Source organism: Metabacillus bambusae, from assembly GCF_017497975.1.
Taxonomy (GTDB): domain Bacteria; phylum Bacillota; class Bacilli; order Bacillales; family Bacillaceae; genus Metabacillus; species Metabacillus bambusae.
The window spans coordinates 1-21,735 of record NZ_JAGDEL010000004.1 but is presented as its reverse complement, the minus strand read 5'-3'; the positions used below and the strand labels follow the sequence as shown (position 1 = coordinate 21,735).

The window sequence follows — 21,735 nt, the reverse complement described above, 5'->3', positions numbered from 1 at the left end:
GAAAGGGGGTATTAGCTTGAAAACACCAATCTTTACATTTGAAAATATTACTTATCAATACGCAGATGGTACAGTGGCTTTAAAGGATCTTACGTTATCAATTGATACTGGGAAAAAAATTGCTTTGATCGGGAACAATGGAGCTGGAAAATCAACATTCTTTCTCCTTTTAAACGGGATCATTAAGCCTACAAAAGGGACAATTTTATTCCATGGAAAAAATCTCGCTTATTCAAGAAAAGAAATCCGTAAGCTCCGTCAACAGGTTGGGATTGTGTTTCAAAATCCTGACTCTCAGCTATTTTCTTCTAGTGTATATGAAGACATTCGTTTTGGTCCTAAAAATTTAGGACTTTCTCCAGAACGTGTAAAGAAAACCGTCGACGAAGTCATGAAGCGCACTGAGATAGAAGCATTAAGGGATAAACCACCCCATTTCCTAAGCATTGGTCAAAAAAAGAGGGTGGCCATTGCAGGTATTTTGGTTATGGAGCCTGAGTTAATGGTGTTAGATGAGCCTACTGCAGGGCTTGATCCTTATTATTCAAAAAAAATAGTGGATTTACTATCTGAGATACACCATAAAGACCGAACCATTATTCTTTCTACACATAATGTTGACTTAGCTTACGAATGGGCGGACGAAGTGATCGTCTTGAATGATGGAGAATTGATTTCAAAAGGTACTCCATGGGAAGTGTTTCAGCAAAAAAAAGTGATACAGCAAAGTCACTTAGAGCAACCATGGGTAGTGGAAGTTTACGATAAACTCATCGAAGCAACAATTCTATCAAATACACTACCGTATCCTACATCAAAAAAAGAGTTATTTGAACTATTGAAAAACTGTAGATAATAGATTTAAAAATGGAAGAGCCTGACCCAAGGTCGTTCATACTATGACTCAACTTTTATATGGAATCATCATCTTTTTTATTTTGATTGCCGTAGTTATTTTTGCATCTTATTATATTTTAATAAAAGGCTGTTTTCGCAAACTTTGTTGCAATTTATCAAGTAATGCGGTGAGGTTGATTTCCGCTGCAGATGCTCGCTTTCCGCGGGGTGGGCGGTGAGCTTCCTCGGCGTTAACGCCTGCATGAGTCTCACCTGTCCCGCTACTCCCGCAGGAGTCTCGCAATCCGTTCCAATCAACTTGAATTAGTTTTTGTTTTAAAAGCAACACTCTTAGAAAAGAGCCTAATAAAAAAAAGAAAGCTAACTAGATTATTAAGATTTACCATCCTTTCAATAGGTATTATAAATCTCAGCCTTGGTGGGAAAAACTTTATCGATTTAGTCATAAAATATCTATTGAAAATGATAAAATTCTACTATAGTGAGAAATGAGAAAGATCCCATACTTTAACATTATGGGATCTTCTCTCTTTTACTCCAAGTCGAAATGAATATTAAATGAGATAGTATGTTTTATTTTAATTGGTCAAATAAATCATCCATAGCCATTGAATTTCCAAGAGCTGAATAGTCTAACCAAGGTTGGTCTGAAACAACAAAAATTTGGTCATTTTGGACAGCTTCTAGAGATTGCCAAACAGATGATGCTGCTAATTCTTTATATACTTTTTGTGCTTCTTCATCGCTATTTACCACAACAAAAATAAGGTCAGCATTATAATCGCCAATTACTTCTTTTGAAATTACTTGATAAGGTTCTTCTGTCCCCATTTCTACAATACCTATTGCTGGTTCAAGATCTAAGTCTTCAAACAAGATTGGTCCCATTGGGCGAGCTGTCGAGAATACTCTTAATTCTTTATTTGTAACACGGATAGCCATTGCAGTCGCATCTTCACCGTAGCTCGATTCAAGCATAGCTTTTACTTCTTCTGTTTTCTTTTCATAATCGCTAATAAATTGCTTTGCTTCATCTTTTTTATCGAACTTTTCTCCAAGTGATAGTAAATGGTCACGCCATGTTCCTTCGTCTAAATTATATAATTCAACAGGCGCAATATCTTCATAATCAGCTAAATTCGCTGTTGCAAATTCTTCATCTGCTACAATAACATCTGGATCTGAAGAGAGTAATGATTCCATATCAACTTCTTTTGCAGGTCCATATTTAGTAGCATTTTTTAAATAAGGTGCTGCTTGTGGTAAGAAATCGCCTAAGCCCCCACCAACTACAGAACCAACTGGAATTTCATCTAATACAATTAAATTATTTGTTAAGTGAATGGATAAGGAGGCAATGCGTTGTTCTGATACTACATCAGAGTTTTTATCCGATGTTGATGTAGAAGTTGAATCAGTTGTTGTTTGTTCATTTCCACAAGCTCCTAAAACTGTTATCAATAAAGTGAAAGATGCAGGTAACCACCATTTCTTCATATTATAAAACACTCCTATTATTTTTAAGTAGTAAATAAATAAAATAAGGGCCGCCAATGAAGGCTACTAATATACCGGCTGGAATTGGGTTTGCTTCAAATAGAGAACGCCCGATTGTATCAGATAGTAATAAAATGGCAGCACCAAGTAAGGCAGATAAAGGAAGTGTAAACCGATAATCACTACCTACTAATTGGCGTGCCAGATGCGGAGCCAAAAGCCCCAGAAAGCTAATGTTACCAATCATGGATACAGAACCACTTGATAGTACTACAGCTAAAATTAATACGGTTCTTTTTGTCATCTTTACATTAAATCCTGTTGTTTGGGCAAAGTGATCACCAACTTGTAGAAGATTTAATCGGTGTGCTAAGCGATAGGCTAGTAAACTAAAAATAAAAACCAACGGAAGTATGATAAAAACATGAATCCAATCTCGAGCCCAAATGTTTCCTAGTAACCAACTCGCTGCAAAGGAATATGTTTCATCGCTTAAACGAAGTGATAAAAATAGCGTGATCGCACTAAAAAGGGATGATACGGCAATACCAACTAATATTAATTTAGTCGTATTAATCACACCACTTTTTGCTTTAGCCAAGTAAACTATCAATGCAGCAGCTATAGCACCACCAATAAAAGCGAATAAAGGAATTAACATTTCAGCATAAAAAAATGCTTCGCTAAAAAAACTCATAAACACAATTAATCCACATGAAGCCCCAGCATGAAGCCCAAGTAAACCAGTATCTGCTAAATGATTACCAGTATAAGATTGTAGTAGTGAACCTGCTACTGCAATACCGGCTCCACCAACTAGTGCAATTAAAATACGTGGCAATCGATACTCGAACAATACAAGCACACTATTATCCTGCCCCTGTCCTATTAGGGTGTTTACCATTTCTGAAAAGGAAAGGTGGTAGGTTCCCGTGTTAATTGAAAAGAGAAAGATGAAAGAGGTAACCAATAAAGTAATCAACAAGTATAAGAGAAATATATTTCTTCGTTTTGATACCAATTAAAATTCCTCCATTCTCTTTGCAATAATTAGAAAGAATGGTACTCCGATAAAGGCAATTAGTATTCCTAATGCAAGCTCTTTAGGAGCAAAAATGATACGGGCTGATAAATCAGCGAGTACAACAAGTATACTTCCTAATAAAGCACTTGTAGGAATAATCCAACGATAATCATGACCAACAAATTTACGTGCAAGGTGCGGGATAACTAACCCAACAAAGCTAATTGAACCGGCTATTGAAACTCCAGCACCACCAAGTAAAACGATTAATCCCATACCTGTAAATAATACAAACTTAATATTAATCCCTAGACTTGCTGCCATTTCTTGTCCAGTACCTAGGATCGTTAATTGTTTGCCAAGCAAAGTTGCAAAAGCACATGCAATGGTAACAATAGTTATTAATAATGGGAGTTGCCCCCATGTAACACCTGAAACCCCACCTGCATACCAAAAAGCCAATTCTTGGTTTAAATCAAAATAGATGGCGATTCCCGAGCTAATAGCATGTAAGAATCCGGCAATTACTGCTCCGGCAATAGTAAAGGTCAAAGGGGATAGTCTTCCCCTGGCTACCAAACCGATTGAAAAAACAAGGATCGTTGAAAGTGAAGCACCGATGAATGACATGATCGTTAGCCACCCATATGAGATTGCTGGATAAAATGCAAAACAAATCGTCACCAACAGTACTGCTCCGCCATTAATTCCGAGAATACCAATATCAGCAAGTGGATTGCGTGTAATTGCTTGAATAATAGATCCAGCAACTGCAAATGCAATTCCGACAAAAGCAGCACCTAACACCCTTGGTAAACGAATTTCATAAATAATTTGGTGTAGTGTGTTGTTTGGGCTAAACTGGAAAATTGATGTCCACACCGTTGTAAAGGAAATATCTTTAGCTCCTAGACTGATTGATAATATAATAGAAGTTAAACTTCCTAGAAAAAGTATGATGATCGTAAGCCAATTTTTTAAATTTATCATAGCTTCAGCTCTTATGTACCAGTATTGTAGGATAGACAAATTGGCTTTTTAGTATAGGGATCGTTACCGATGATGGCATCAATTTGAAAGACTTGCTTTAAGTTAGCGGTGGTCATAACTTCTTCTACCGTTCCAGCTTTTACAATTTGTCCAGAATTCATAGATATCATATAATCTGAAAAACGCGCTGCTAAATTCAGATCATGTAACACCATAATTATTGTACGATTCTCCTCTTGATTTAATTGTTTAAGAAGTTTCATTAAATCAAGTTGATGCGCAAGATCTAAATATGTAGTTGGTTCATCTAAATAAATAATATCAGTTTGTTGAGCTAGTGCTAAGGCAACCCAAACACGTTGACGTTGACCACCCGACAATGAATCAACAGTAGAATTTTCTATGTCGTTTAACTTGGTCTTTGAAATGGCCCAATCAATAGCATCCTGATCTTGTGCACTTAAAATACCAAAATTCCCTTGATGAGGATATCGACCGTAAGCAACTAGTTCGCGTACTGTAATATGAGCTGGAGCAATTTGAGATTGAGGCAGTAAAGCCATTTTTTGCGCTAATTCCTTTGTTTTATATGAATTTAATTCTTGTCCATCTAATAAAATTTGCCCTTTAGAATAAGCCAATAATTTTGTTAAAGTTTTTAATAGAGTTGATTTACCACAACCATTTGGTCCAACAATCGTTGAAATACTCTTATTCGGAATATGCAGGAGTAAATCTTTAAGAATGATTTTTTTGTCATATTTTACTTCTATTTTATCTGCAGATACTCGAAACATTTGACAATCTCCTTCTTTTTTTAATATCTTTCAATAATAATAATCATTCTCATTTATAGAATAATATTCTATTTTCATTAAAAAGTCAAAACCTTTTAAATATAAAATAATACCAATCTTTATCAATGTATCAATAAACCTATCATCATCAATATTAGGGAATGCATCTATCAGTGTTTCACGTAGTTTTATTTCCGAGTCTTTAAGACTATCAAGCATTGAATTTACATTAGATTCGTTAATACATTCCGTCGTAGTTATTACTGTTGTCTTTGCAACTTCTGTATTATCTTGATATCCATTAAATTGGTTGACCTCGACCATTTTTATTTTCCCCCAACCTGTCTAATTCCCGAAGAGCGTGGTGGGTTGAAGAAATTTACCGCTATGGAAATTATAAATATGAGAAAAGGGTTAGAGAGGCAATAAATATGCTAAAAAAATCACAAAGGAACATATAAATAAAATCAGCCCTCCAATCAGGAAGGGCTGATTTTATTTGGATATTTCTTGCAATTAAGGACACAATATAAATGCATTAATAGGATTGGAGTTGTTATTGATGACTGACGTGAACAAAGTTATTTTCCCAGGAGGGAGTATTAAAACAAGTGAAGATTTACAATACATTAGGGATTCGGTTGAAGAGAAAGAATTTGATATGTTGGTTATAGATAAAAAATCACTTCTTAGTCTATTTGATTACATTGATAAATTAGGTTCACTAAATGATAAAGATGATGATATACATATGAATTATGATATTAATGGGTAAAAATAAGCCCCTCCATTTTAGGAAGGTCTTAATTATTTTAAATATTCATTCACCTTCTACAAGCTATGGCACAATTAAGCATAGCTGTCACTAAAAAACCAGTTAAAACGATTCCTCCCCCGTTTGTAGAGCTCTGATTGCTGCTTTCTTAGTTTTTGGTTATAACCCATGATACAGGAAATTATAAAATTCTAGTAGTGTGGATAAGCGCTAGGCTTCCAGCTCCAACGCCTAGCCCCTCTTTGGTCTACAGCCACTCATGAATTGAAGGTTAAAAAACACCTTCTATTCATGAGCGTCTTATTTGCCGAGGCTGTTCAAGGCGCTTGCGCTTTTGTTCCGTTACGGCTTATGCGTGCCAAATTCTCGGCATGTATAATGGTTCTTTGCCTAATTCAGCCCAAATATATTTTAGCAATAATGTAGATTTTAGCTCCGCAAATTCAGGTTCGTTCCATAAATTATTAATTTCTCCTGGGTCATTTTCTAAATCAAAAAGCTCTCCATATGTTTGATTATAATAAACAGTAATTTTATAACGCTCATCTACAAAGGTTTTTTGATGAATGGTTGTGGCTTCATGTCGAAATTCACAAATTGCATGATCTCGAGCTTGATCCTTTTCTCCTAGCCATACTTGCTTTTGGTCAACTCCTGACATGGAATGCGGGATTGGCAAACCACAAAAAGATAGAAATGTAGGAGCTAGGTCAACTAATGATTGAATTGCTGAACTTGTGCGCCCAGCTGGAACGTGATTAGGATAGCGAACGATAAATGGAAGCTTGATTAAATCTTCATAATGAAAGCCGCCCTTCGCCTGTAACCCATGCTGACCAAATAAATGGCCATGATCGGTTGTAAAAACAACAATTGTGTTTTCCGTTAATCCTAATTCATCCAATTTATCTAAGATTTTACCAACATATTTATCTAGCATACTAACCATGCCATAATAAGTAGAAACTAATTTCTTCTTGTCATAGTCTGTTAATTTAAACTTTGCTCCATACTCATAATAATGATGTGAACGATAACCATGTATACCAAAGCCGCTTTCATTTAAATCGGAAAAATCAGGATTATCGTCCTGTGTTTTACCGAAGTGTGGTGGATTTTTTTCATGCTCACCTGGCGTCATAGTAGGAATTGTTAACTCTTTGTCATCATACATTGAATCCCATGGCTCAGGAGCTAAATATTCAGGATGTGGGTCAAAGAAGCTCGCCCATAAGAAGAAATTTTCATCATTATTTTTGTAATCCTCAAGCATTGCATTTGAACGTTCAGCAATCCAATTATTATAATGATATTTTTCAGGGATCTTCCATTTATAGGTTTCATTAGGATCCATATTCCCTGTAGGAGCAAGAAAATAATCACGCCAGTTTTTGAGTCCGTTTTCCTCCATCCAGATTGCATAATGCTGACCTACATGGGCTTCGTTCGTATGGTTACGTGCTAATTCTACTGTATCAAAACCATAAAAGGGGCCGTTAAACTCTCGCCAAAAATCTAAATCCTGTAATGTAGGATAAGCTTCAAGTGAGGGGTATTCCTCCGTGGATTGCAATGGTTGAAAATGCGCTTTTCCTACTAATGATGTTTTGTAACCAGCTTGCTGAAAATCATCACCAACGACATGACGATCTTCAAGTAATTTTGTACCAAGAGTCCATGCTCCGTGCTGACTCGGATACATACCTGTCACAATCGAGGCCCGACTTGGTGTACAGGTTGGATTAGGACAATATGCTCGGTTAAATGTTGTTCCTTCCTTTACTAAGCGATCTAAATTCGGTGTGCTGATTTCAGAATTAAAGGCACCAATTGTATTCCAATGCTGTTGATCACTTGTAATTAGTAAGATATTTGGACGTTTTTCAGATGATGTCATGATATACACTCCTTACATAAATTAGGCGACTTTATCAAGAAAATTGGAATACTTTTGATTCCAACGATTAATAGAATACCAGCTTAAGATTGACGTAATCACAAGTGACGCGATTAAGATAGGGAAGAATGCGGGTGAGACAATTCCATCTTGATATGCAAAACCTATTGGTGAAAAAACAATATATGTGATCACAACGAGTGATAGTAACCAAACAGATGTGAAAATTGTATATTTCCAAGGAACCATTTCAACTTTATGATTTTTCTCAAATTGATACGCTTTTTCCATCGGTTTATATTTACTAATAATAAGCATGATAAATACTTCAACAAAAAAGAGAATTCCGTACACATAAATAAAGTTCACATTTAGCTTAATTCCAAATAAATGGTCAGTACCCCAAACAAGGAAATAATATAACGTTACATGAAAAATGATGACTACTTTTGCTGCTAAAGCAGGCACTTTTTTGAAAATTAACCCGACCAAAACAATTGCTATGATAGGAATGTTAAAGAAGCCACTAAACTTTTTAATTATATCCCAGATTCCATTAGGTGCATTCAATAATAAAGGAGTTATAAATAAAGCGATAACGCTTACAGCTATTCCGAAAATTTTACTAATAAAAACCATTTTTACATCAGAGACATTTTTATTAAACTTCTCTTTATAAATATCAAGAGCAAATATCGTCGAGGCGCTATTTAATAAAGAGTTATACGTACTAAAAACAGCTCCAAGCAGCACTGCTAAGAAAAAGCCTGATAAATAAGTAGGAAGTAAATTTGAAACAATTGATGGATAAGCTAAATCAACGTTTTCAAGATTACCTCCATATAAATGAAAAGCAATTGTACCTGGAATCATCATAAAAAGCGGTATCATTAGTTTAAAGAACCCTGCAAAAAGCACGCCCTTTTGACCTTCTTTTAAATTTTTAGCTCCTAACGAGCGTTGAATAATATATTGATTTGTTCCAAAATAAAATAAGTTAGCAAATATTAACCCGGTAAAGATCGCTCCAAATGGAACAGAGTCAGTTGCTGAACCAATTGCATTTAACTTTTCAGGATTGTTAATAGTAATATGCTTCATCCCTGCAAGCAAATCTCCTTGACCAAGTGCCAAGAACCCTAACACAGGTACAAGAATTCCAACGATTAAAAGACCTATTCCATAAATCGTATCCGAAATCGCAACGGCCTTTGCACCACCTAATACTGCTAACAAAGATCCAATGATGCCGATAATCCAGACAACCACCCAAACAGAAGTTGTATAAGAAATATCAAATAGCTCAGGAACATTAAATATTTTTAAGACAGCAAGTGAACCAGAATATAAGGTAGAAGGAATCAAGACAAAAATGTAGCTTAGCAAAAATAATGCTGCTGTCATTTGTTGAACACCAGTATCAAAGCGCTTACTTAAAAATTCAGGCAAAGTGGTAAATGCACCACCTAAATATTTTGGTAATAAAAATAAAGCCATAATGACGATTGCTACAGGAGCCGTTACTTCCCACGCCATGTTTGATAAGTTAGAGCGATATGCTTGCCCGTTAAGGCCAATTAACTGTTCAGCAGATAAGTTTGTTAATAAAACAGATCCGGCAATAAATGTACCTGATAAGCCACGACCAGCTAGAAAATAACCTTCAGAATCTTTCGTCTCGCCACGTGATTTAAAGTAAGTGAAAATGGAAATTAGAACCATGATAATAACACATGAAGTTAAGGTGAAAATTAAATTCGAATAATCCATTATGTGACCTCCTGACTGAAAACACTTTTATTTTTTCAAAGCGTTTTCAATAAATAATACTTTGTTTGGCCAAACATTGTATTACATACTAATTTACAGCATAATAAAGAAATTTAAATGTCATTTTGTTTGATTGTCATTTATCATTTTGTTGGTTTGTTTTAAAAGTGTATGATCTGTTAATATAAGAATATAGTACAGAAATATTGTAACATTTAAGGCTTTTTGAGGTGTTGAAAGGAATGATCCTTTGTATGAAGGAATATGGACATGAATATGCCGAACATTGGTTTTATACACCTACTCTTATTGAGAATGCAGGTGGTTTAAACATTATTCGAGCCGGACAAAATCTAGCAAAAAAAAACTATCATATTGGTCCTCGCTTCATTCCTTATTTTAGTATGCATTGTATTATAAATGGTAGTGGAACTTATATCGATGAAGGTAAGCACTATACTATTCAAGCGGGAGATCTTTTTTGCTTGTATGCTAATCATACGCATTCGTATTATACAGATCCAAAGAATCCACTAGAAATGGTTTGGATTGCCTTTGATGGTAGACAAGCATTGTCAATGCTAGATATGCTTGGCATAACGGAGGACCACACTTATATTCACAACATCCTAACCGATAAAAGTAGAAACACTTTAACATATTTGATAAAGTTATTTCAACATTATGATGAAAACCTACAATTTAAAAAAATCAGCCTCATCTATGAGCTATTTGATAATCTGTATGAAGAAATAAGAAGGAAAAATATAACGAAGCCAGTGATTGAGAAAGATTGGATTAAAAATGGCAAAGATTTTATTGATATGTATTATAGCGAAGGAATCTCTGTCAATGATGTAGCAAACTACGTGGGTATTAACCGAACACATTTCTCAAACGTTTTTACGAAAAGAGTAGGGATAAATCCAAACAGCTATATCCAACGAAAAGTAATGGAAAGAGCTGCACAACTATTAGCTGATCATACAAATAGTATCACAGAAATTGCCTTATCTCTTTATTATTCAGATGTCTATTCGTTTTCACGGTCGTTCAAAAATTACTATGGAATCTCTCCGTCTGCTTATCGTGAGGAGAAGATGATGAATAGCTAATGCAGGGAGTAAGTATAGAAAAGATTTCTATACTTATTCTCTAAGTCGTTAACTAGATTTATGCCATTAATAGACCTTGTAGTAAGTGGATTCGGAGCAGGTGGACAGAAATTTGAGCAACCTATTATGGCATGTGCTCACGTGTGGATTTTCAGTTTGGTCTGTTGATAGAAGCGCTTAAAGAAACAGGGATTTATGATGATACGATTATAAGAATGTGAAGCTTCAATCTTTTGGTATATAAGGGATTGAAGCTTTTTACTTTTGATGGTAAACTGCCACAAACCTAGCAGCCTTTTTTAAAGTAACAAAGATTTTTAGATGATCCGTAAGAATTTATACGCTTTCATTTTTGGTAAAGTTAACAACTATTTGGACTGAATCATATAAAGAAAAACATCAAATCACCCTATGAAGAATAAAGCCTATATCCCCAAACATCTTTGCAGCCCTTTATTACGAAAATAGAGTAGAAACCTCAACCTGATGTCCATACATTGCAAATTCTTTTGGAGACATTGCCGTTAATTTTTTAAACATACGAGAAAAATAGGAAGGGTCATAGTATCCGAGATAATCAGAAATAGCGACAATTGTCATATCGGTATTTAGTAAGAGATTACATGCTTCAATGATCCTTAGTTGATGGATATATCTGATTGGAGATTGACCCATTAGTTCCTTAAAGACCGAAATTGTGTAACTTGGTGACCGGTTAATTAACTTTGCGAGTTGCTCAATTTCAATGTTTTTACGGTAATTTTCTAACAAGTAGTTCTCAATGATAGAAGTATATTTCATCTTGCTTGGAGTGATTGAAGGGCTATCAAGTTCCCGTGCAAACATTCCAAGTAATTCCTGTAGTATTCCAACACATATATAGGATCGGAATTTCTTATCACCTCTACTATCGACGAATAACCTCTCAAAACGATGCTTTACATATTCGGGATTCCTTGTTTTGATTTTATGGAATTTTTTACTGATAGGAAAAGGACACGTATAAGCGACATTTTCTGGAATTGTAAACGCAACTGTGTATTTTTGGTGCTCACCAGATTCATGATTCTCTCCACCACGTAAAGTCCCATATGGAATATATACGAGATCTCCTTTTTCAGCAATAATCTGTTCTCCATTTATTGAATAGGCGACTTTCCCTTTTACCATTAGAATAAAAACATTGTAATCAATTTTTTCTGTTTGCGTATGCCAATTCGGAATTAAATTATCAAAAAAAACGCCAGTTATGTTAATGATACGGAGACCTCCTTACACGCTAATTTTTCTATAAATTTACTATACACGATATCTCCAAGTAGAAATATAGAAAAATAAAATGTAGTAAAAAATCATACATGAAATCGATAAATAGTACATGGACTATGATTCGACATAACCCGTATACTTGTTAGCAACAAGGTGATTAAGCGTTTACAGACATTGTATAAAACTTAATGTTTACAATTGTTTTGTGATATTCGAAAGCGCTTAAATGAGTCGTAAATTGGACTACTATATGGAGTGTAATTTACGGACTTAACTAAATGTAAAGGTGGTGGCGCAAGATATAAATTAATATTTTGTCCTACAAAGTAACCAATCACTTCACTTTGATTTTTAGCTTAGCCAAATATGGGAGGATTACTTATGTTTAAAGTAGATCAAGTTTCATGGAAAGAAAGAATTAGTTATGGGTTAGCCGATACAGCATCTAATTTACTTTTTGTCATGGTTTCAACATATTTGCTTTATTTTTATACGGATGTTTATGGTATTGGTGCAGGAGTTGTTGGTACGTTATTTTTAATAGGTAAATTTCTTAATGCAGGTTCTGATTTACTTACTGGATATATAATCGATCGCACAAATACGAAATGGGGGAAGTGTAGACCATATTTTCTTTGGTTAGCCATTCCATTTGCAGTTATTGGTGTCTTGGTCTTCTTAACCCCAGATTTAAATACACAAGGTAAATTAATATTTGCTTATTCCAGCTATATCTTATTTGGATTTATCTATACATTTATAAACATTCCTTTATCAGCGATGCTGCCTAGCATGTCAAATAATCCACTAGAACGACATGAAGTTACATCAATACGAATGATTTTCGGACAGATTGGTGGTTTGATTGTTTCAGTTGCTGCTTTACCTTTAGTAGCTTTTTTAGGAAATGGTAATGATGAAAAGGGTTTCGCACTAACTATGACTTTATTTGGTGTTCTTTCTATCCCAATGTTTTTAACTACATTTAAGAATACAAGAGAAAGAGAGTACTACAATAGCAAAAAGAATATTCCGTTTCGTGAAGGAATTAAAGCGTTTAATATACCATGGTTAATTATTTTTATTGCAAAACTCGCCTTCTTCTTTGTATTTATTATTCGTAATCAAACGACAGTTTATTTCCTTAAATATAATTTTGGCAGGGAAGAGATCGTTCCAGTTGTTATGGCCTTAAACTATTTAACGATTGTTTCTTTAATGTTAATTCCATTTGTTACAAAGAGACTTGGTGGTAAGAAAACAATGCAGTTTGGAATTATCGTGTCAATTATAGGATCGCTTATCATTTATTTCAGTTCAATCACAATATCTATTCCATTATTGTTGATCGGGGTAGGTATAGGTGGACTAGGACTTGGTTTCGTTCCGAGTTTATTATTCTCACTTATTGCTGACACTATTGATTATGGTGAGTGGAAATCAGGTGTTCGGGCAACGGGGCTTTTATATTCAGGTTCAACATTCGCAGCAAAATTTGGAATGGGTGTAGGAGGAGCTGCCGGAGCTTGGTTATTAGCACTATATAACTATGACCCAGCTTTAACTCAACAATCTACGGAAACTTTGAAAGCGATTGAATTTTGTTTTATATGGTTTCCTGTCATCAGCTTTGTCTTAGTTCTCATTCTGTTGCAATTCTACAAACTTGATAAGATTCATGGTCAAGTAGTGGAAGACTTAAATAAAAGAAATAACTCAAATATAGCCCTTGCAAAAGAGGCGTAATGATTAAATAGCTTTTTATAAAAAACTAAGTTGTCAACTTATTTCATATCAAACTTAAAAAATCTCGTACAACTAGAATAAGGGAAAAGGAGAAGTTATTTATGAAAATATTATTTTTAGATTTAGATTCAGTTAGCCCACGTCATTTAGGATGTTATGGATACCATCGTAATACGTCACCTAATATCGATAAAATTGCAGAAAAGGGAGTACGATTCAATAATTACTATACTTCAGATGCACCATGTGCACCTTCTAGAACTGCATTAATGTCCGGTCAATTTGGAATTCGAAATGGGTTAGTAGGCCATGGAGGTACAGCTGGGGATATGAAACTTGAAGGAGTTAATCGTAACCTTTTTGGTAGACTATCGGTGGGTGGATCGCTTCCTTCTTTCTTACAATTAGGAGCAGGTTTAAACACAACATTAATAAGTCCATTTCCACAACGCCATGCAACATATAATTTTTACGCTGGTTTTAACGAGATTATTAACACTGGTAAGTTTGGAATGGAATCAGCTGAACAAGTTTCTCCTGTGGTGACAGATTGGATTGAGAGAAATGCTGAAAAAGATGATTGGCTCCTTTATGTGAATTACTGGGATGCACACACGCCTTATCGTGCTCCAGAGAGTTTCGGTAATCCTTTTGCTGAAGAGCCGCTGCCAGAATGGGCTAACGAAGAAACGTTAGAAAAGCATAAAGAAGCTGTAGGTCCTCATACTGTGCATGAATTAGTTATTGATCATAATGGAAACACGTATACGAATGTCGAAAGTGAAAAATTCCCAAGAAGTCCTGGTGAGATTAAAAATATGGACGATTTAAGAGCTATGATAGATGGATACGATTGTGGTATTCGTTACCTTGATGATCATGTTGGAAAATTGTTTGCCTTGTTAGAAGAAAAAGGGATTTTTGAGGACACGATTATCATTATCTCAGCAGATCATGGAGAAAATATGGGGCAATTAGGAATTTATGGAGAACATGGAACAGCTGATGATGGAACATGTCGTATTCCAATGATTATTTCTTGGCCAGGTATGCAACAAGGAATTGTAGACGAAGGATTACATTATCACTTAGACCTGCCTGTTACATTAGCAGAAATGCTTGAGCTACCAGCATCACCAGATTGGGATGGAAGAAGTTATGCCTCTGTATTAAAAGAAGGAAAAGATTGTGGACGTGACTATCTCGTAGTTTCTCAATGTGCTCACGTTGCTCAACGCAGCGTACGTTTTGGCGATTGGTTATATATGCGTACGTATCATGATGGTTATCATTTATTTGAAAAAGAAATGTTATTTAATCTGGCAGAAGATCCTAGAGAGGAAAACAACCTTGCTGATCAACACAAAGAGATCTGTATGGAAGCGACATACTACTTAAATGAATGGCATGATGAAATGATGGTAAGAAGTGGGGATGATGTTGATCCACTATGGACGGTTATGAAAGAAGGCGGACCATATCATACGAAGGGATTCCTTAAAAACTATGGAGAAAGACTCATTCAAACTGGAAGAGAACGACAATTTAATGAATTGAAACAAAAACATCCTAGTGAGTTTCCAGAAGAAATAGATGAAGCAAGAATTGCGTTTACTCGTGCGATGATGAAAAATTTATTTTAATTCATGATAAAGCTATTATACCTTAGTTTAGTATTTTACTAGACTAAGGTATTTTTTGCTTAAGCAAAGAAATAGAAAAGTAAATATTAAATAAGATAGTAGCTAACTAACTGACCACTTATTATTTTCTTGCATGCAGAGGTAAAATGACAATGGAAAAGATGCCAAAAACTTGCTGCAGTGCAAGTCGAAGCAAAATAGAGGAACAGGTGAAAAGTGAAACTCTACAAATAAAACAAGAAGGAATAGATACATCTCACTTTGTATATTTAAATAACATCTCTTTAAGATAAACGTGAAAAACATGGTCATTACTTTCTACATTTTTGGGGAGAAGAGTAGCTTAGCTCTTTTTCTCTCGTTTATTAAAAAATTGCCCTTAAATAAATTACAGGTGACCAGTAAGAGAAAAAGACGTTTTGAGTTTAGGAACATTATATTGAATATTCTGAAAGATCATACATGAAATCATAATATCATACATGGACCATGATCCTTCTAGCCATCTATAATTAGCATTAACAAGATATTAAGCGCTTACATTATCTTGTGGAGAAAATATCAAAGGGGAGAATTACATTGATGAGAAAAAAGTGGTTGATATTGCTATTAAGTACATTATTAGTATTTTCACTCACAGCTTGTGTGTCATCAAGTGAAGAAGCAGGGGGAGAAGAGGGAGAAAATGATGGAAAAGTAGTCTTACGTGTAATGGATTGGAGCGACAGTACGAAAGATATACGTGAGGAATTCCATAAAAAGTTTATGGGAAAATACCCCAATATCCAAGTGGAGTATACGCAACTTACAATTGATCAATATAAAAATACTATTTTAACAGCAGTAAACTCTGGAGAAGCTCCAGATTTATTCCCTGTTCCTAGTGGAATGAAATTAGCAACTCTTGTAAAGGACGGATGGTATCAGCCACTTGATCCGTATATAGATGATGAATTTAAAAATATCTTTGTGGAAGGTACATTTCAAAATGGAGTTACAATGGTTGATGGAGAAATCTATTCAATCCCAGAAACTGCTTATGTACCTAGTAGTCTACTATTTTATAACAAAAAATTATTTAAAGAAGCAGGCTTAGATCCTGAGCAACCACCTACAACCTATTCAGAATTTAGAGAAGCTGCAGAGAAAATAACAGAAACTGGAGAAGGTAAATATTACGGAATAATTGAAGGTGGGAAACAAAGTAACCGCTGGTTGGAGACGGTAAGAGACTGGTCATCACTAGGAGGAAGTGGGATAAACGCTAACTCACCTATTAGCCTCGCAACAAATGAAACGACGTATGATAGTGAACCTGTACTTAATTTATTTAAACTATTTAAAGGCATTAAGGAAGATGGTAGCTTCCATCCGAAGACAATGAATATTTCGGCACCTGAAGCAAGAGCGCTATTTGGACAGGGGCAAGCAGGATTTATTGTTCAAGGGGCATGGTGTATTGGTGTTTGGAACAAGGATAATCCTGATTTAGAGTATGGAGTTATGGCCCCACCAGTTCCAGACTCAGGAAGAAAAGGTTCATTATCCATTATAAGTAATGCAGCATGGATGGGAATATCAGCTACTTCAGAACATCCAGAAGAAGCCGCGTTATATCTTAAGGAATTTTATGGTGGAGACTATTTTCAACAGGAACAAACGACAAAAGGAGGAGCATTCTCTATTGTAAAGGGAATTAATGAAGAATATATCACAGTTGAGCAACTACAAAAATACTACGATATTTCTCAAGAGATTGGTCGAGTTATTCCTAATCCAAGTGTCAAAAACCCAAATACATCTGCAGTGTTTGCTGAATTTAAAGATGTAAGTCCTAATGTGGGTGAAATTCTTGGTGGAGTTGTAGCCGGAGCTGTATCTGACTATGAAGGAGAATTAGGAAAGTACTCAGAACAGTTAGGAACAGCCTGGGACAAAGCACTTTCTGCTGCAAGTGAAAAAGGAGTAGAAGCGGAACGTTCAGATTTTGAATTCGCGAATTGGGATCCGATGGAAAATTATACAGAAGAGGATTATGCAGAACTAAAATAATTGCAAATAAAGGCGGGTTTAATGGAAGATATACTCGCCTTCTTTTGTACAAGAAAGAAGGGATTATATGAACAATACAGATATAGTACTCTCGACCAAAACTGTTAAAAAAGTTCGTAAGGGTTCATTATCTAGAAAAACGAACTTGTGGTGCTGGCTCTTTATTTTGCCAAATCTAATTTTTTATGCACTGTTCCAAGGTTGGCCGATTGTAATTAACTGGTATTATTCAATGCTAGACTGGTCAGGACTAAATTCTAACGTAGCGTTTGTGGGCCTTGAAAACTTTAAAGAGGTTATTAAAGATCCCCACTTTTGGAATGCTTACAAAAATAGTTTTGTTTTTATGGTAGGTGCTGTTCCTTTACTACTTATTCTTGCATTGTTCGTTGCACTTATCTTGAATAATCCTAAACTTCGATATGCAAGTGTATACCGTACTCTTTTCTTTATTCCTGTTGTCACAACTGCATCAATTGTTGGGATCATCATGGTGTATATTTGGGGTTCAGATGGTGCTGTGAATTTTGCATTAATAAAATTAAACCTCATTGATCAGCCAATTAACTGGTTAAGTGATGCAAAAATGGCCATGACAACCGTCATCTTAATCTATGTATGGAAGAATTTAGGGATGAACATGATTTATTGGTTAGCAGGACTTCAAAGCATACCTAAGGAACTGTATGAGGCCGCAAAGGTAGATGGTGCTGGGCATGTAAAAACGTTCTTTTATATAACGCTTCCACAGCTTATTCCAATCGGAGTTGTTATTCTCTTATTAAATGTAGCCGGTTCATTAAAGGTATTTGATTTAATCAAAACGATGACGGATGGAGGACCATTTTTTTCGACAGATGTTGTATCAACTTATATTTACCGTTATGCCTTTTCAAGTGAAATGGGTCTCCCTCAATTAGGCTATGCATCAGCAGCTGCCATTTTCTTTACTTTGACGATTGTATTCATCGGTATTGCTCAAGCAATTATCAAACGTCCGTTTAAACAAAATGCAAAGGGGATGGAATAAGTGAACAAAGTAGGTAAAATCGTTACACACACTACACTAGTTGCTGTTTTATTTGTTTGGATTTATCCCTTTTTGTGGATGGTTTCAGCAGCCTTTAAAAGTGACTCTGAATTTTTCACAAAAGGGTTGAGCTTAATTCCATCTACTTTCGATATGTCGAACTTTACCCGTGCATGGGATGCTGGAAACTTCGATCGATACTTCATCAATTCTGTCATTATAACAGTAGCCGTTATTGCTATTGTTTTATTCATAACTGCAACTTGTGGATATGCACTTGGTAGATATTCTTTCCCAGGAAAGAAATTGTTTATGGCAGTGCTTGGGGCTAGTATCTTTTTTCCATTGGAGTTTTCCATCATTCCCATCTTTCAATTAATAAAAGAAATGGGGCTAATGAATTCACTACTTGGAATCATCCTTGCAGAATCTGGTGGTGGACACGTATTGTTCGTATTACTTTTTGCTAGTTTCTTTAGGGCTGTACCAAAGGAATTAGAGGAAGCATCAATAATCGATGGATGTAACTTCTTTCAAACATTCATCCACGTCATTATGCCATTATCTAAACCGATAATCGGAAGTGTTATCATTATGCAATTCGTGTGGACATGGAATTCATTCCTCTTACCATTGGTATTAACTCTTAGCACACCAGAACTGAGAACGTTAGCAGTTGGTTTATACACTCTTCGTGGTGAGAATATTGTTGATTGGACAGGAATTGCTGCTGGTGGAACGATCGCTCTAGTACCAATTATTATTATTTTCCTATTCTTACAACGTTATTTTGTAGATGGAATTGCTGGAGCAGTTAAAGGATAAAACTATATAAGTTAAAGGGAGAGATATACAGAATGAGAGTATTATTCTTAGATTTAGATTCAACTACTCCAAGTCATTTGGGCTGCTATGGGTACCATCGTAACACTTCACCTAACATTGATCGAATGGCGAATGAAGGAATAAGATTTACAAACTATTATACTTCCGATGCTCCATGTTTACCGTCACGTACAGCCCTTATGACAGGAAAGCTGGGAATTCATTCTGGGGTTGTAGGTCACGGGGGAACTGCTGCTGATGTGCGTCATGAAGGAATAGATCGCCAATTTAAGGATAATCTTGCTACACAGAGTTTTCCTGCCTTCTTTAGATCTTTAGGGATGAAAACGTCATTAGTTAGTCCGTTTGCTGAGCGTCATTCTGCTTGGACATTTTATGCAGGGTTCAATGAGATGTATAACACTGGAAAAAGTGGGATGGAATCCGGTGAAGAAGTTACTCCAGTCGTATTAAATTGGCTTGATCAGAACGGTAAAGCTGACAATTGGATGCTCTATGTAAACTACTGGGACCCACATACACCTTATAGAGCACCTGAGATCTTTGGTAATCCATTCGAGAACGAGCCTCTTCCATCGTGGCTAACCGAAGATGTGCTTGAAACACACAAGCAAAAAGTGGGCCCACATAGCGTGAATGAAATAAACATGTTTAATAACCAAACAAGTCCTGATTATCCACGATACCCAGGCGAAATTAAAGATATGGATGAGTTGCGCAATATGATTGATGGTTATGATTGTGGTGTTCGACATATGGATAATCAAATCGGTATGATCTTTGATCTGTTAGAGAAACAAGGGGTTATGGATGAGGTCATAATCATTATTTCTGCTGACCATGGTGAGAACATGGGCGAACTTGGTATATATGGAGAACATGGAACTGCAGATCAAGGAACATGTAATATTCCGATGATTATTCGCTGGCCTGGATGTCAAAAAGGACATGTAGATAATGAGCTTCATTATCATCTTGATATTTTACCTACTATTGCGGAAATGGTTGGAAAAGATCCTGCTCCAAACTGGGATGGACAGAGCTTTGCCAAAACAATTCAACGAGGGGAGAAGGCAGGTAGAGAATTTTTGGTCGTCTCTCAATGTGCACATGTGTGTCAACGTAGTGTAAGATTTGACGATTGGCTATATGTCCGAACGTACCATGACGGATATCATCTGTTTGACAAAGAGATGTTATTTAATCTAATAGAAGACCCTCATGAGCAACATAATATTGCTAGTGATAGACCTGACATATGCCGAGATGCGGTTTATTATTTAAATGAATGGCATGATGAGATGATGGCAACAAGTCCTTCTGATATTGACCCAATGAGAACCGTCATGAAAGAGGGTGGGCCATATCATGCAAAAGGTGCGCTTAAAGATTATACAGAATGGCTTATTGAGACGGGAAGAAGTCATGCTGTACCTGAATTAAAGAGACGTCATCCGAGGGAGTTTGTATTGGGTTCATAACTTTTCTTGCTCTAAGTAGATTTTATTACTAAATACCTAAATATATTAGTTCAAACCTTGAAGAGTTTTAATAGAAAGATTAGGCATCTACCTTTGAGACTCTGTCAAAACTTATTTTCAAATACAAAAGTTTATCATAAACAACTATTGTTTAAAAAGAATCTCTAAACCTATTCTTTGGGTAGAAGATTCTTTTTTTATGTAAATAAAGTTCCAATAGTAAGGGTTTAAGGAAAGTGTATTAAAATCAAAACCTCACATATAAAACCTTCAAAATCACATTTCTTGAACTTCAGTTATATTTTTAGAACTTTAAAGTGAATTAGAGATAGGATAAGATAACCTCTAGAAAAGCGCTTACAACATTGTCGACTTCATTAAAAATGAAAGGAAGTAAACGTATTAACTATTAAAAGGAGGAAGTAGAAGGTGTTAAAATTACTAAGTAACCACACTAAATTCATCTTATCATTTACGTTAGTAGCAAGTTTTGCCTTTTTGTTCAGTTCGGGAGCCTATGCAAAAGAAGACAACAAAATGCACCAAACCTCATATCAAACTGTTATTGAGATTGAAGATTGGGGCGCAACGGTAACAAAGGTAATAGTTGATTTAGGAGTACCAGTACCTGAGAATTCTGTTTCAAAGGACACATTTAAAATTCATGTAAGTAAAAAAGATGATCGATTTAATATGGTACCTATAGATAGGACACTTATAAAAGAGTGTTTCATCTATAGGTATTTTTTTATATACTTTAATTTCAAGATAATGGGGATTAGGGGACAACATGAGTAAAATAACATTTTCAACTAAAAAGATAAAAGTACTTCAAAAGAATCCGAATATAGAACGTGTTAGCGAGCGATCCATTACTTATACAGATTCCTTTAAAAATAGATTTATGGATGAGTATCAGGCTGGTAAACTCCCTCGACAAATATT

The 21,735-nt window shown here is 35.4% G+C and carries 18 protein-coding genes; 10 read left to right on the top strand and 8 right to left on the bottom strand.

Translation table 11 applies throughout. From position 1 onward, the window contains the following. Positions 1–16: 16 nt before the first annotated feature. Positions 17–856, top strand: coding sequence for an energy-coupling factor ABC transporter ATP-binding protein (locus I7822_RS06910; RefSeq protein WP_207976382.1), 840 nt, complete (start codon positions 17–19; stop codon positions 854–856). A gap of 575 nt (positions 857–1,431) precedes the next feature. Here I7822_RS06910 and I7822_RS06905 read toward each other — a convergent pair. From I7822_RS06905 to I7822_RS06885, 5 genes are read right to left on the bottom strand one after another with little or no spacing between them, the layout of a single operon-like run. Then, positions 1,432–2,355, bottom strand: a complete 924-nt coding sequence (locus I7822_RS06905; protein WP_207976380.1) for an ABC transporter substrate-binding protein — start codon at positions 2,353–2,355, stop codon at positions 1,432–1,434. A 1-nt stretch (position 2,356) separates the two neighbouring features. Next, positions 2,357–3,376 (bottom strand): FecCD family ABC transporter permease, encoded by a 1,020-nt coding sequence (locus I7822_RS06900; protein WP_207976378.1) that lies wholly within the window; start codon positions 3,374–3,376, stop codon positions 2,357–2,359. Continuing rightward, a complete protein-coding gene (locus tag I7822_RS06895; protein WP_207976376.1) occupies positions 3,377–4,369 on the bottom strand; it encodes a FecCD family ABC transporter permease in 993 nt (330 codons plus the stop codon). It abuts the gene before it with no gap. Positions 4,370–4,380: 11 nt separating this feature from the next. After that, positions 4,381–5,166 carry an ABC transporter ATP-binding protein gene (locus tag I7822_RS06890; protein WP_207976374.1) on the bottom strand — a complete coding sequence of 262 codons (786 nt, stop codon included), beginning with the start codon at positions 5,164–5,166 and terminating at the stop codon, positions 4,381–4,383. A gap of 30 nt (positions 5,167–5,196) precedes the next feature. After that, on the bottom strand, positions 5,197–5,490 hold the full coding sequence (locus I7822_RS06885) for a hypothetical protein (protein ID WP_207976373.1): 294 nt from the start codon (positions 5,488–5,490) through the stop codon (positions 5,197–5,199). Positions 5,491–5,728: 238 nt separating this feature from the next. On the opposite strand from I7822_RS06885, the gene I7822_RS06880 reads away from it, so the two are divergent. Beyond that, complete coding sequence (locus I7822_RS06880) at positions 5,729–5,941, top strand: hypothetical protein (protein ID WP_207976371.1); 213 nt, start codon at positions 5,729–5,731, stop codon at positions 5,939–5,941. 349 nt (positions 5,942–6,290) lie between these two features. Here the strand turns inward: I7822_RS06880 and I7822_RS06875 are convergent, their stop codons facing one another. Together I7822_RS06875 and I7822_RS06870 are read right to left on the bottom strand one after the other, a co-directional pair. Beyond that, positions 6,291–7,838 carry a sulfatase family protein gene (locus tag I7822_RS06875; RefSeq protein ID WP_207976368.1) on the bottom strand — a complete coding sequence of 516 codons (1,548 nt, stop codon included), beginning with the start codon at positions 7,836–7,838 and terminating at the stop codon, positions 6,291–6,293. A gap of 21 nt (positions 7,839–7,859) precedes the next feature. Further along, on the bottom strand, positions 7,860–9,608 hold the full coding sequence (locus I7822_RS06870; protein ID WP_207976366.1) for a solute:sodium symporter family transporter: 1,749 nt from the start codon (positions 9,606–9,608) through the stop codon (positions 7,860–7,862). 242 nt (positions 9,609–9,850) lie between these two features. Between I7822_RS06870 and I7822_RS06865 the strand changes: the two genes are divergently transcribed. Beyond that, positions 9,851–10,723, top strand: coding sequence for an AraC family transcriptional regulator (locus I7822_RS06865; protein ID WP_207976364.1), 873 nt, complete (start codon positions 9,851–9,853; stop codon positions 10,721–10,723). 456 nt (positions 10,724–11,179) lie between these two features. On the opposite strand, the gene I7822_RS30425 is transcribed toward I7822_RS06865, so the two are convergent. Further along, positions 11,180–11,947, bottom strand: a complete 768-nt coding sequence (locus I7822_RS30425; RefSeq protein ID WP_307847702.1) for a helix-turn-helix domain-containing protein — start codon at positions 11,945–11,947, stop codon at positions 11,180–11,182. Between the two features lie 426 nt (positions 11,948–12,373). On the opposite strand from I7822_RS30425, the gene I7822_RS06855 reads away from it, so the two are divergent. From I7822_RS06855 to I7822_RS06825, 7 genes are all read left to right on the top strand, one after another. Next, positions 12,374–13,738, top strand: a complete 1,365-nt coding sequence (locus tag I7822_RS06855) for a glycoside-pentoside-hexuronide (GPH):cation symporter (RefSeq protein WP_207976362.1) — start codon at positions 12,374–12,376, stop codon at positions 13,736–13,738. 101 nt (positions 13,739–13,839) lie between these two features. Next, entirely contained in the window at positions 13,840–15,381 is a 1,542-nt protein-coding gene (locus tag I7822_RS06850; protein WP_207976360.1) for a sulfatase family protein, read from the top strand. A 582-nt stretch (positions 15,382–15,963) separates the two neighbouring features. Continuing rightward, a complete protein-coding gene (locus I7822_RS06845) occupies positions 15,964–17,433 on the top strand; it encodes an ABC transporter substrate-binding protein (protein ID WP_207976358.1) in 1,470 nt (489 codons plus the stop codon). A gap of 67 nt (positions 17,434–17,500) precedes the next feature. Further along, positions 17,501–18,463, top strand: coding sequence for a carbohydrate ABC transporter permease (locus tag I7822_RS06840; RefSeq protein WP_207976356.1), 963 nt, complete (start codon positions 17,501–17,503; stop codon positions 18,461–18,463). Further along, positions 18,464–19,288, top strand: coding sequence for a carbohydrate ABC transporter permease (locus tag I7822_RS06835; RefSeq protein WP_307847697.1), 825 nt, complete (start codon positions 18,464–18,466; stop codon positions 19,286–19,288). A gap of 32 nt (positions 19,289–19,320) precedes the next feature. Next, positions 19,321–20,790 (top strand): sulfatase family protein, encoded by a 1,470-nt coding sequence (locus I7822_RS06830; protein ID WP_207976354.1) that lies wholly within the window; start codon positions 19,321–19,323, stop codon positions 20,788–20,790. 429 nt (positions 20,791–21,219) lie between these two features. Then, the gene (locus tag I7822_RS06825; protein WP_307847696.1) at positions 21,220–21,588 is read left to right on the top strand and encodes a hypothetical protein; all 369 of its coding nucleotides are present in this window, start codon (positions 21,220–21,222) and stop codon (positions 21,586–21,588) included. The last annotated feature ends 147 nt before the right edge of the window (positions 21,589–21,735 follow it).